Source organism: Clostridium sp. OS1-26, assembly GCF_030915445.1.
Taxonomy (GTDB): Bacteria; Bacillota; Clostridia; order Clostridiales; family Clostridiaceae; genus Clostridium_AM.
In genome coordinates this window covers 1,514,538-1,527,566 of sequence record NZ_CP133264.1, presented here as the reverse complement: position 1 = coordinate 1,527,566, position 13,029 = coordinate 1,514,538, and the positions used below count along the sequence as shown (strand labels likewise).

Annotated in this window: 14 protein-coding genes; 6 read left to right on the top strand and 8 right to left on the bottom strand. The window is 28.2% G+C overall.

The features are described from left to right. Nucleotides 1-30 precede the first annotated feature (30 nt). Nucleotides 31-1,536 (bottom strand): glucosaminidase domain-containing protein, encoded by a 1,506-nt coding sequence (locus tag RCG18_RS07685; RefSeq protein WP_308040725.1) that lies wholly within the window; start codon nucleotides 1,534-1,536, stop codon nucleotides 31-33. Between the two features lie 309 nt (nucleotides 1,537-1,845). Between RCG18_RS07685 and rluF the strand changes: the two genes are divergently transcribed. Further along, the gene (gene rluF / locus RCG18_RS07680) at nucleotides 1,846-2,565 is read left to right on the top strand and encodes a 23S rRNA pseudouridine(2604) synthase RluF (protein ID WP_308041978.1); all 720 of its coding nucleotides are present in this window, start codon (nucleotides 1,846-1,848) and stop codon (nucleotides 2,563-2,565) included. Nucleotides 2,566-2,589: 24 nt separating this feature from the next. Here the strand turns inward: rluF and RCG18_RS07675 are convergent, their stop codons facing one another. Beyond that, nucleotides 2,590-3,537 carry a polysaccharide deacetylase family protein gene (locus RCG18_RS07675; protein ID WP_308040724.1) on the bottom strand — a complete coding sequence of 316 codons (948 nt, stop codon included), beginning with the start codon at nucleotides 3,535-3,537 and terminating at the stop codon, nucleotides 2,590-2,592. A gap of 914 nt (nucleotides 3,538-4,451) precedes the next feature. Between RCG18_RS07675 and RCG18_RS07670 the strand changes: the two genes are divergently transcribed. Next, complete coding sequence (locus tag RCG18_RS07670) at nucleotides 4,452-4,625, top strand: hypothetical protein (protein WP_308040723.1); 174 nt, start codon at nucleotides 4,452-4,454, stop codon at nucleotides 4,623-4,625. Between the two features lie 72 nt (nucleotides 4,626-4,697). Then, nucleotides 4,698-5,171 (top strand): 2-C-methyl-D-erythritol 2,4-cyclodiphosphate synthase, encoded by a 474-nt coding sequence (gene ispF / locus RCG18_RS07665; protein ID WP_308040722.1) that lies wholly within the window; start codon nucleotides 4,698-4,700, stop codon nucleotides 5,169-5,171. A 35-nt stretch (nucleotides 5,172-5,206) separates the two neighbouring features. Here the strand turns inward: ispF and RCG18_RS07660 are convergent, their stop codons facing one another. The 3 genes from RCG18_RS07660 to RCG18_RS07650 all read right to left on the bottom strand — a co-directional run bounded on the left by RCG18_RS07660 (nucleotide 5,207) and on the right by RCG18_RS07650 (nucleotide 8,190). Further along, a complete protein-coding gene (locus RCG18_RS07660) occupies nucleotides 5,207-6,223 on the bottom strand; it encodes an AI-2E family transporter (RefSeq protein WP_308040721.1) in 1,017 nt (338 codons plus the stop codon). Between the two features lie 199 nt (nucleotides 6,224-6,422). Beyond that, nucleotides 6,423-7,421, bottom strand: a complete 999-nt coding sequence (gene argF / locus RCG18_RS07655) for an ornithine carbamoyltransferase (protein ID WP_308040720.1) — start codon at nucleotides 7,419-7,421, stop codon at nucleotides 6,423-6,425. Nucleotides 7,422-7,578: 157 nt separating this feature from the next. Continuing rightward, nucleotides 7,579-8,190, bottom strand: a complete 612-nt coding sequence (locus RCG18_RS07650) for a DUF1836 domain-containing protein (RefSeq protein WP_374119046.1) — start codon at nucleotides 8,188-8,190, stop codon at nucleotides 7,579-7,581. A gap of 411 nt (nucleotides 8,191-8,601) precedes the next feature. Between RCG18_RS07650 and RCG18_RS07645 the strand changes: the two genes are divergently transcribed. From RCG18_RS07645 to RCG18_RS07635, 3 genes are read left to right on the top strand one after another with little or no spacing between them, the layout of a single operon-like run. Then, nucleotides 8,602-9,159, top strand: a complete 558-nt coding sequence (locus RCG18_RS07645; protein WP_308040719.1) for a hypothetical protein — start codon at nucleotides 8,602-8,604, stop codon at nucleotides 9,157-9,159. An 18-nt stretch (nucleotides 9,160-9,177) separates the two neighbouring features. Further along, nucleotides 9,178-9,828 (top strand): PspA/IM30 family protein, encoded by a 651-nt coding sequence (locus RCG18_RS07640; RefSeq protein ID WP_308040718.1) that lies wholly within the window; start codon nucleotides 9,178-9,180, stop codon nucleotides 9,826-9,828. 11 nt (nucleotides 9,829-9,839) lie between these two features. Continuing rightward, nucleotides 9,840-10,493: a DUF1292 domain-containing protein gene (locus tag RCG18_RS07635; protein WP_308040717.1), complete on the top strand. Its 654-nt coding sequence runs from the start codon at nucleotides 9,840-9,842 to the stop codon at nucleotides 10,491-10,493. A 431-nt stretch (nucleotides 10,494-10,924) separates the two neighbouring features. Here the strand turns inward: RCG18_RS07635 and fsa are convergent, their stop codons facing one another. The 3 genes from fsa to RCG18_RS07620 form a co-directional block, all read right to left on the bottom strand. Next, complete coding sequence (fsa, locus tag RCG18_RS07630) at nucleotides 10,925-11,569, bottom strand: fructose-6-phosphate aldolase (RefSeq protein WP_308040716.1); 645 nt, start codon at nucleotides 11,567-11,569, stop codon at nucleotides 10,925-10,927. A gap of 72 nt (nucleotides 11,570-11,641) precedes the next feature. Then, the gene (locus tag RCG18_RS07625; RefSeq protein ID WP_308040715.1) at nucleotides 11,642-11,884 is read right to left on the bottom strand and encodes a hypothetical protein; all 243 of its coding nucleotides are present in this window, start codon (nucleotides 11,882-11,884) and stop codon (nucleotides 11,642-11,644) included. Then, a complete protein-coding gene (locus tag RCG18_RS07620; RefSeq protein ID WP_308040714.1) occupies nucleotides 11,881-13,017 on the bottom strand; it encodes an HD domain-containing protein in 1,137 nt (378 codons plus the stop codon). The genes RCG18_RS07625 and RCG18_RS07620 overlap by 4 nt, the downstream gene beginning before the upstream one ends. Nucleotides 13,018-13,029: the final 12 nt, after the last annotated feature.

Sequence of the window (13,029 nt, the reverse complement as noted above, 5' to 3'; positions counted from 1 at the left end):
CCGAAGAAATTTAACCTTTTATTATTTATATCACTTAAACTGGGGTATATCAAAATTTAATACGGCATTTTGTACCTGATCAAGAACAAGCTTTACACCATTAATAATATTAGGTACTTGTTTAAATGACCAAGATATATCTGTAGCATATTGATGTTCTGCCGGTTTTTCTGGATTCCATCTCATTTTGTATATAGTATCTTGTTTAACATTAGGATTATTTATATATTTAGAAGCTATCCAGTTTGCTCCACCATTAATTCCATCCTCTGGAGTAAGCCACTTGTTATCATAAGCTGTTTTAGTTCCACCACCAATAGGATCTGAGTCAACAGCACCTATTCCAAAAAAATTATATACAGGAACACCATAAGTATATTTACCATCGCTATCTTTAGCTCCACCGTTAGCCAAAACCGATGTTCCATTTCCGCTCTCAAGTAAAGCATGTGAGACTAAATAAGCAACATTTATATTATTACTTTTAGCTGCATCTAAAAATACTTGTCCTTTTCCTTCTAATATTCCTTTTCCTTTTAAAATATTGTTTAAATCATCAGCAGTAATACCCTCAGTATAATTTAATTTCAAAAATTGATATTTACCGTAATCATCTAAAAAGTTGTTTGGATCTAAATAATATTTAATTTGATTTTTACTTGCTTCATTGTTAAATTTATTTGTTTCAACAAATACAGGCTTAGTAGTTGAATTTGTTTGAGTATCAACCATTTGGTTAAGACTAACATCATATTTAGTATATGATACATTTTCAGTATTTACACTATTAACACATCTAAAATAGTCTACGTAATAATTATCATAATCGGTATTTGCATCCTTATGAGAACCTTGTACATTTTGTCTCTTAGTGTATATAATGACCTCATATTTTTGACCGTCACTACTAGCTTTAAGAGATTTTAATGCTGTTATTTTACCATCTGTCAACGTAGTATAACCGTTAGTTAATTCACTATAAACTTCCTTATTATCTGCATAACTATGTATAAAAATTCTATATTGAGCTTGATCTGAATTTTTAGCAGTTATAAAAAATCCCTGCTTTTGACTTGGTAAAAGTGGAGTATATTCAAATTTTACTGCTGTTATTTGTGGCAAGTTTTCATAGCTTGTACAATCTACATATTTGTTCGCTGTAGTAAATTGCAACTTTACAAGGTTTTTTAATTTCTTTCCTGCAGTAGATTGAACATCGGTACTAATTGTTAAATTATATGTTTCACCTGGATCATACCCTGAAACTGTAGGGCTTACAACCACTAAGTCTGGACTACTTCCTGGAGCTATATATGCCGGAATCGATTTACCACTTTTATCTGTAACTATAATGTTTTTATTATTAACAGTATCTGGCTTTAAAGGATTATTAAACTTTACAACCCACTCTTTATTTACAGCTATATTAGTCTTAGAAGTGTTGTCCACAAAAGATTCTGCTGCTAATGCTTTAAACTGAATAATGCCTAAAGTAAGAGCCAGTGTAAAAATAAATGCTCTTATGTTCTTATTCAAATTTATCCCCCCCAAATTATATATCCTTACTATACTATTATAAGAAATTTTAAGCTTTTTTCCAACATTATTTTATACCAACTTATTATACCAAAATAGGTTACTTAATAAAACTTTAGAGTTTTGAACCAATTCATTAAACTTTCTAATTTATAGATAACATATTAAAATTTAGATATAATATAGATAAAGTAAAATCAACTAGAAATATTAACCACACTTATTTATCGTAGAAATAATTAAAAACAGAAGGGAGATTTTATTTAATTGGACAAAAATATAATTAAACATGAAGAACTTAGTGGTTCTATGAGAATAAATAAGTTTATAAGCGAAAAGGGAATATGCTCTAGAAGAGAAGCTGATAAACTGATAGAAAAGAAAAGAGTTACTATAAACGGAAATTTAGCTAGTATAGGTGATAAGGTAACTTCTCAGGATGAGATCCAAATCGATGGAAAACTATTAAATAAAAAAGATAAACGTATATATATTGCTCTTAATAAGCCAGTAGGTATAACTTGTACAACAGAAAGCAAAATAAAAGGCAATATAGTAGACTTTATAAATTATCCTAAACGAATATTTCCAATCGGCCGCTTAGATAAAGATTCAGAAGGATTAATTTTTCTAACTAATGATGGAGATATAGTAAATAAAATATTAAGAGCTGGTAATAACCATGAAAAAGAATATATAGTTACTGTTGATAAACCTATAAACAATGAATTTCTAAAAGGGATGTCCTCTGGAGTAAAGATATTAAACACAATCACTAATCCTTGCAAAGTAACAAAGGAAAGTTCTCATGTATTTAGAATAATTTTAACTCAGGGTTTAAATAGGCAAATTAGGAGGATGTGCGAAGCTTTTGGCTATAATGTTCTCAAACTAAAAAGAATAAGAATAATGAATGTGAAACTGAAGGATATTCCTGTAGGTAAGTGGCGATATCTAACGGAAGAGGAACTTAGTATCATAAATAAACTAACTTCTCAATCTGTAAAAACAGAAGAGGCTTCATCATAAAAAGCCTCTTAATGTTTTTCCTCTTCAATTATTATTTGATTTATTATGACTAACATTGTATTTAGGATTTGTTAGACGTCTTTTAAACTCGTTCATGTCATAGTTTGCACTTACATATACTCTACGCAATGTATATATTCCTTGACTCTTATCTGACCACCCTCCTATTGTAGTAAATGCCATAGTATATCCAGTTTCTTTTAATGCTTTTATGGTATCATCATTCCACTTACCAAAAGGATATGCTATGTATTTTACCTTTTTATTTAATTTTTTTTCGATAAATTCTTTAGCTCCCTTAAGAGTTTCTACCTGTTTATCATATGGCAATTTATTTAATTCATCATGAGCTAATGTGTGACTCTCTATATCTATACCATTTTGCTCCATTTCCTTTAATTGTGCAGAAGTTAAAAATGGTTTCTCGTTATCTATAGCATTAGTTATTACAAATACAGTTGCATTAAAACCAAACTCCTTCAAAATTGGATAAGCATTTGAATAGTTATCTTCGTATCCATCATCAAAAGTTATGACCACAGACCTTTCAGGTATAGGCTTGTTGTTAACTAAAAAACTGTATAATTCATTAAAGGTTAGAGTTGTATAACCATTATCCTTCAAATATTGCATCTGTTCCTTAAATTTTTCTTTTGGAACCCTCAGCTCATTTCCTTTTTCATAATCTATAGAATGATACATTAGTACTGGAACTGAGCTATCATTGTATTTAAGTTTCCCTTCTTTAAACTCTCTTTCTTTTTTTACTTCAGTACTTTTATCTTTATTAGAGTTAGTTTGTTCTTTATTCTTTTCTTCTTGATTACTTTTTTTATTTACATTAGTATTTTGGCCACTAGTTTGTTGATTTTCACTTTTAACTTTTCTATCATTAAATAACTTATAACCAACTAAACCAATCATTATCACAATACATACCATTAATACAGTCTTTTTGTAATTTTTATTCATTTCATCACCGCTTTCTTAATAATATAAGTAGAATTCTATATTAATTATAATATAAACTCTATTATTCGTAATAAAAATATATTTAAAATAATGTTATCCACATTATTAACATAACACATGTGAATAACTTGTTAGTTTTAGGTAATATCAATTATTGACAAATATATTTCTATTGCATAATCCTGTATCGATAACAATATGTATTATTCATGTTTTATCGCATTTTACTACAAATTTATCATTTCATTTTTTATTTTAGAATATTCACTATTTTTTTGCAATTCTCTTATAGTAATTACAGTTTATTCACATTATCCACAGAAAGCTTGTTTATAAGTTGTGAAATTTACTATAAATCATAAAAAACATTAAATATAAATTAATGTTTTATGAAAATTAATCAATAGCACATAAAGTTTGTCCACATTATCCACAAAAATGTGGACAATATGTGGATAACATGGATTTTATTCTATCTTCTCATCTATTAGATTTATGCACAATTACTTTGTCAAAATAGTCACATTTTGCCGCTTATCGTTTTACTAATTCATACTTTAAATTTTAATGATCATAATTGACTTTAACAGATTTGCTATTAACATCATATATTATTAGTATGAATCACTTGCAGTCCTAAGTTTGCATGAGCCATCTTTATACTTAGAGCTGTACCTTTTTTCTCTTATAATTATGTTAGGGGGGAGTTATTCCCCCCATCCTCTATTAAAACCATTTAATATAGCAGATTTTTCAATTGTGCTACATAAAATTTATTGATTAAGCTTAAAATAGTAAATACAAATTGATTTATTTTTAAAATCTTATTTTATTTTTTGGAATTTTCTTAACTTTTTATTTTACTTATGATATTATTTAAATATAACAATATTGTATGAAAGGTAGGGATGTTTATGAGAGATAAAGTTATCCACGTTGATTTCGCTAAAAATGCAAAGAAAAATAAAAACGAAACGTTTACTTCCTTCCTGAAAAATTTATTTAAAAAGTTATTTAGCTCTCCGAATAAACCTTCTGATCCTAACGACGATAAAAAAATAATATATTATAATAAAGATATATCTTAGGTGCTAAATATTTGCACCTTTTTTTATTTATGTTATTATAAAATATAAATAAAAAAATTGGAGGACTTTATTATGAGAGTTGGTATAGGTTACGATGTACATAGACTAGTTAGCGATAGGCATCTTATCCTTGGAGGTGTTAGTATTCCTCATACAAAAGGCTTGCTAGGCCATTCCGATGCTGATGTTCTTTTACATGCCATTATGGATAGTTTGCTTGGCGCATTAGCTTTAGGAGACATAGGAAAGCATTTCCCTGATACAGATGAGTCCTATAAAAATGTTTCAAGCTTGCTTCTATTAGAAAAAGTAGCAGACCTTATTAAGGATAAAGGATATAAAATCGAAAATATAGATTCAACTATTATTGCTCAACGGCCGAAATTAGCCCCGTATATAGCTGAGATGAGGGAAAATGTTTCTAAAATACTAAGGATTAGCATAGACAATATAAGCATAAAGGCAACTACAGAAGAAGGGCTTGGTTTTTCTGGGAGAGAGGAAGGAATATCATCTCAAAGTATATGCTTGCTTAGCAGAATTTAAAAAAGTCCCTTTGAATTTAAAGGGACTTTATACTGCTAGCTTTTATTTAAATTTACATCCAATAAATCTAATATAAACATAAATAAAGGTATTCCAATTAATATGCCCCATATTCCCATAAAGTGTTCTGATATAATAAGTATTACAAATACAATAAATACAGGAATATGCGTTTTTACAGACATAAATTGAGGATTTAATATATAACTTTCAAGTAAGTAAAGTAAAGCAATAACTGCAAGCACATATATTACCTTAACAATTCCTCCTATGTTATATGCAATTATCGAAAGAGGAACTAATGACACTATAGTACCTGCAACGGGTATCAAACTAAACGTAAATATCATAAATGCCAGAGCTATTAGCTGTGGAAAACCCATTATACTTAGTGCAGTTATCGACAGAACTGTATTTGTGACTGCAATAAGTATTTGAACTTGTACGACTTTTCCAAATGAGTTTAAAAAATTAATACCAAACATTTTCAAATAATTACTTACACTTGATATCCTACTATTTTCAAACTTTTTCAAAAAACTTTCTACTTTTGATTTTTCAAGCATAAAAAATATGCTAAGAATCAAAGATATCAGTATATTTATTCCCCACTTTCCTATATCAGCAATAAATTGAAATATGGAATTTGCCTCATTTTTTATATATCCTTCTATATCAACTTTACCTATTACAGGAAATAAATATTTTTCTATTTTACTTATATTAGTTTTAAAGTTAACATCGTTAACTTCATTAATAATACTTATGCTCTGACTAATTATTATAGGAACAAACTTATATATAAAATAACCTAGTAATGTTAAAATCATACTATACACTACAATAATCATAAATAACTGATTAATTTTTATAAATGACTTTAAATTATTAATTAAAAATTCTTGAATATTATAAATTAAATAAGTAAATAAAAATGTTAGTAAAAATACATCTATTGCCTTTCTTAGAAAATAAACAATAAATATGATTAAAATAAAAGCAAATACTTTTCTGGTTATTTCCTTTTTCCACAGATTCCTAACAAATTCCATAAGTAATCATCTCCGAATTGCATAAATATGAGCATTAAATTCTAAGTCTTTCAATATTTAATTTTACTTTTAATAATAACATACGTCAACAATATTGCTTGGAACCTAATATATTTTTGTAAATTTGGTCATTTAAATTTTTAGATTACAATACTTTCTAACTTAAGGCATCTGAAAGAAAATAACAAGTCAAAGATGCCTAATCTCCTAAGGTAGCTAACATAATCGCTTTTATTGTGTGTAATCTATTTTCAGCTTCATCAAATACCACAGAATACTTACTTTCAAATACATCTTCCGTAACTTCCATTGCTTCAATTCCATACTTATCAAATATTGCTTTTCCTACCTCTGTGCTAGTATTATGAAATGCAGGCAAGCAATGAAAGAATTTCATATTTTCATTATGTGTTTTTCTTATCATATCCATATTTACCTGATAGGGTAATAGCACTTTTATTCTATTTTCCCATACTTCTTCAGATTCTCCCATTGATACCCATACGTCAGTATAAATAACATCTGCATCGTGTACACCTTCATCTATATCCTCTGTAATTGTTATACTTGCTTCCGTTTTCTTGGTCTCTTCTTTACACTTGTCTACTAAATTCTCATTTGGAAATAGCTCCCTAGGTGATACTATTCTAAAGTCCATGCCCATTTTCACTGCACCAATCATTAAAGCATTGGCCATATTATTTCTCCCATCTCCAACATAAGCAAACTTTATTTTATTTAATGGCTTATTAAAATTCTCCATTATAGTTAGGAAATCTGCTAATACTTGAGTAGGATGATCTTCATCAGTTAGTCCATTCCACACTGGTACACTAGAATACTTAGCTAATGTTTCTACTGTAGCCTGACTATATCCTCTATATTCTATTCCATCATACATTCTACCTAGAACCCTTGCAGTATCTTCAATTGATTCCTTTTTACCCATCTGACTTCCGCTTGGCCCTAAATATGTTGTATGTGCCCCTTGATCAGCTGCAGCTATTTCAAATGCACATCTTGTTCTAGTTGAGTCCTTTTCAAATATTAGTGCTATATTTTTTCCTTTAAGTCTCTGATTTTCATTTCCTGTATATTTATTTCTTTTAAGTTCTTGTGCAAGATACAAAAAATAATATATTTCTTTCTGCGAAAAATCCATTAAAGTTAAAAAGCTTCTATTTTTTAAATTAAACATTTTAACCACCTCAATATATAAATATAGTTATATTTATTCTCTTTTATGTATAAATATACATATATTATATATTATATTTTTTTAAAATGCCAGAGTTTATTTATAAAAAAATACTAATATAATCAATATTGACTATATTAGTATTTCTATAATTAAGCTATTCTTCACTTTTATATGATTCTACTATATTTTGTACTAATTTTTTTACCGCACTTGCCTGACATATTAAAGTCATCACTACAAAGAAAACTTTTATTCTCTCTTCTTCTTTTGGGGTTAAATTGATATCTTTTGTTGTTTCTTTAAATCTTTCCTCATCAAAATATTGTTTTGATAAGAATTCTTCAAAGCTATCCTTCTGAATATCGGAGAAAACTTTATATGCCTTTTCCCATGATATAATATCATCATCTCCGTTATTTATTTCATTAAATGCCAAACTAAATACCTTTTTTATTTCCTCTGTTGTTAGTATAGGCCTCATATAACTCAAGAGCACAAGCTGAGCTAAATGTAATTTAGTATATCCCCTTTTCTTGCCATCCTCTGGCTTAGATATAACCTCATTCTTTATATAATTTTGAACTATATTATTTGTATATTTTTCACCTTCAAATTTATCATTTAAGTAATCAATGACCTGTGACAGAAATAAATCATACCTTGGCAAATCTTCAAATGGTACTATGGTAGTCTTCGATATTTCTTTAGCCATCTTATTTATATACTCTATTCCAAATTTACTCTCTTCCAATTTTACACCCTCCAATACAATACTTAACTTTTAATTTACTACACCATGAAAACCTTATATAACTTTCGCCTAAAATTTATTTCTGATTTAACTCACCTTCTAAATCTAGATTATACTAACATTATAAGGTATATATAACCCCTTTACAAGTTAAATATTATAAAATTACTACTATGGATTATAAAGAAATATTTAGATATATAAAGATATCTAGCGATTTGTTTTTTTACTTCACTCAAATAGTTTAATATCATCTAAAATAAGTTTTACATCATATTGTAATATAGTATTATATACCTTATAATACTATTATATCTTACTTCATAGAGATTAAATATTAATTATATAAAAATTTAATATTAATTATAAACAATAATATCTAATAATATGCTAACATATAGTAAAAAGTAGCATTATTTTTGGGGGGTGAACAAAATAAATAAAAAACGATTCTTTATCTGCCTATTGCTTGTATTTTTATTTATATCTGTAGACATATTTAGCCCTCTCCTTGGAAACTTTACAAGTACAAGTAACATGATTGTATATGCTAAATCTGGGGGAGGCAGCCGCAGTTCTGGTGGTAGTTTTAAATCGGGAAGTTTTTCTTCTCCTAAGTCTTCTACCAGTACGCCTAAATCTTCCACTGGCACAACTAAATCTTCTGGTGGCGATTTTAAGTCAGGTGATTTTTCAAATACTCCTAAATCTTCATCTGGCAGTTCAAAATCAAATGATAGCTATAAATCTCAGCCGAATAATACACAAAATTCGTCATCTAAAAGCTATGACAGTGGAACTAAGCGGTCATTTTTGCCTATTCCTATACCTATTCCATGGGGAAGCAGTCACAGTTACTATGGCCCCGGTGCAGGTTATGGATATAGCTCAGGAAGCTTTATATCAAGCATATTTAAGCTTATAATTATAATTATAATTATTATTATTATAATTAAATTGATAAAGAAATATAGAAGAAAATAATCGAGGAGGATATTTTTTATGGGAATGTTTAACAGACTATCAAATATTTTTAGAGCAAAGGTTAACAATGCCTTAGACGAGGTGGAAAATCCTATTGAACTATTAGATCAAAAAATAAGAGATATGGAAGAAAGTTTAAATACAGCTAAGCTTTCTTCTGCTCAAATTTTAGGTAATGTTCATGAAATTGAGAAGAAGATGGTAGAAGCTAAAAGAAGTTCTGAAGAATTTGATGAAAAAGTCAAACTTGCTTTAAGTAAAGGCAATGAAGAGTTAGCTAAAAAAGCTTTGGCTAAAAAACTTGAGGCAGATAAATCCTATAGCTCATTAAAAACTAGTTATGAGGATGCTCAGAAAAAAGCTGAAGCTATAAAATCAAAATTGAAGGATCTTCAAGATGAAATAGAAAAAACAAGAGCATATAGGGATGAGGCTGCTGCAAGATTTAACAATGCTGAGGCTAGCAAAAAAGTAAATGAAATTTTAGCAAACGTAGATACTGGAAGCAATAAAATAAACTTAGATGATATAGAAAGAAAAATCCAAAAGAAAGAATCTATGGCTGAAGGTCTTGAAGATTTAAGAGAAGATAACTCTTTAGAGAAAGAATTTGAAAAGCTAAATGAAACAAGCCTTGATGAAGAACTAAAAAAATATAAACAAAGTTAAGGGGATAGTATATGAGTAAAGCCGATGAATTTTTAAAAAGTGAAAAAGATAAATACGGAAAACTTTATGTGGATATAAATTATGCTATAGATAATGTATCTCCTTTCTTAGAAGAATCTACTTTAAAGAATAGAAAGTATGTTGCAAAAGCATCTATATTAAAAAAATATATTGAACTATTACAAGCAACTGAATCAGAAATTAGCAAAGGTGGTTTCTTCAGCAGATTCGGAAACGACAAATACGTTGACTTATTGAATGATTACAAAAAAGATAACTCCGAATCCTTAAATCAGTTAGAAAAGTGTAGTAAGTGTAAATGTCTAAACTGTACTGCTGATTGTAAGTTTGATAGCTGCTTAGCTTGCCGTGATAACTCCTGTACAGTTTTTTGTGATCATAAAAAAATCAATGTTTCTAAACCTGAAAACTTTATATTGGACTTAACCAATAATAGAACGGGTGGCAATGATAGATATATGGTGCTTGGTATACTTCAAGATGTAGAACTCGATACAAAGTATATAATAATTGAAAATATAATTACTAAAGAAAAGTTTATTTTATACTACTACCCTGGAATTTCTGAGGATAGCTATGGTGAAATAAGTAATCCTGAAGAATTCGATTTTATTGTTTCAACCTTCCAAAGCATAGAAGAATAGATTAATATAATAACTTGAAGGAGTTCTGTGAAATCAGAACTCTTTTTCAACAATATTTATCATTCAAAAAAATGACTTATGAACAATCAATCTTTTCAATCTGTGGATTCTTAGTAATATATTATAATTTGTCCACAATTTTATCATTTTTATCAACACATTTTGTGGATAACTTGTATATATTGATATTATTGAGTTTTAATACCCTTTCTATATCTTTATTCACAGTGTGGATAATTTATTGTGTTAATAATCTAAGTATTTTTTGACAGAAGTACTTATTTTTATCTTGCACAATTCTCTCATATACTACTTTTTTCAAAAATTTATTTCATTTTATACATAAAACTATATTTGCTAACTGTCATATTATATAGATCATTATCAAAAAACCTGATGTTTTATGTCATCAGGTTTTTAATGTTTATATACTATTTTTGGGACTTATTGTAATCCTCTATAAACTTCTCTATTCCTATATCAGTTAAAGGATGTTTTAGCATTTGAACTAATATTTTATATGGTATTGTAGCAATGTCTGAACCAGCCTTTGCACATTCTAAAACATGTATTGGATGTCTTACACTTGCTGATATTATTTCTGTTTCAATTCCATATATATCGAATATATCAGCTATATCACTAATAATTGTAATTCCTTCATTTCCTATATCATCTAATCTTCCTAAAAACGGACTTACAAAGCTGGCACCTGCTTTTGCTGCAAGCAAAGCTTGTTGTGCAGAGAATATTAAAGTAACATTTGTTTTTATGCCCTCTTTAGCTAATATAGCTACTGCCTTAAGGCCTTCTTCACACATAGGTATTTTTATTACAACGTTTTTATGAAGCTTAACAAGCTCTCTAGCTTCTTCCACCATTTTTTTTGATTCTAAGCTCATAACCTCTGCACTTATTGGTCCATCAACAATTGAGCATATTTCTTCAATTACTTCTTTTAAATCTCTGCCTTCTTTTGCAATTAGTGAAGGATTAGTAGTAACTCCATCAAGTATGCCCCACTCCGCTACTCTTTTTATTTCCTCAACATTAGCAGTATCAATAAATATTTTCATCCAGTATTCCCCCAGTACTATTAATTTTATTTGATTTTAATATTATAACATACTAAACTATAATCTAAAATTTTATTTTCCACCTAAATATTTAATAACATCTTCTCTACTATTTATTTTCCCTAAATATCTAAGCATATCAATATTATCAAGTAAAGAACCTATGTCAGGCCCCTGTTTTCCAGTAATGCTTATTATTTCGTTTCCTGATACAAGTCTATGTTTTTTAATTTCTACATATCTTTTATATTCACTTAGCATATTTTCTATAAATTCTTTATATCTCTTTTTTTCATTTTTAGGATCAAAAATCATACTAGTAGCATAATTATCACAAAAGAAAGTACAAGCAATTGTACTGAAAACTTCTCATACTTGTTAAAGAATTTATAAGATGATTTTTTAACTTCTTTGACATCAGAATTAAATAACCCAAGGGGATGCATATGACCTTCCACAAGCTTCTCAATAAGTTCTGATGCCTCTTTGGGAAAATTCATATCTTCACAAACCGACTTAATAATCTTAGCCCCTTCTATATCATGACCATAAAAGCTAATCTTTTCATCTGCTTTCTTGTAGCATTTGAACTTGCCTATATCATGCATAAAACATGCAAAAGCCACATACTCTTTTAATTTAAAGTTCCCTATCTTCTTTTCAAATACACTTAAATCTAAGTTGTTAATAGTTATTCTTTTGTTTAGTAGATCTTTAAATACTCCATAGGTCAAATTCATATGTGTAAATGCATCTTCCATATGATACTTACATTTTCCAATAGTCTTTAATTCATCTACATATGGAAACATATTTCTTAATATATTGTAGCTATCTAGAAACTCAAAAGCTTTCCCCTCTTTGTCACTCTCTATTATTTTCATAAATTCATTAAATACTCTTTCTTTTACACAACTTTTTAAGCTAGGTGCTATCTTAACTAGATTATTTTCTGTGTCAAAACTAAAATGCATGCCGTAAGTTATATAAAATCTTATTCCTCTTAATATTCTAACTGGATCATCTTCTAAGCCTTTGTCACTTACATTTTGAATTATTCTAGATTTAATAGAATTTCTTCCTTTAAAGGGATCTATTATTTTATTTTCTAGAAGCTTTATGCATATTGCATTTATAGTAAAATCTCTTTTAGCTAAATCTTCTTCAATTGATTTTCCTTTTATTGCGGCTATATCTATTGTTAAATTTTCAATTATACATCTATATATTCCTATATCCTCTTTTATAGAAAAAAACTTATAACCTAGGTTATTAAACTCATTAATGAGTTTTGACATATCGCCGCTATATATTATATCAATGTCGTTAGGTTCAATTCTAGAACTTATTAATTTGTCCCTAACATAACCTCCTACTAGATAAGCATCTCCGCCCAAACTTTTTAGTATACATTTAAACTGATTTATAAATTCATTTGAACTCCTCATATATTTCACCCA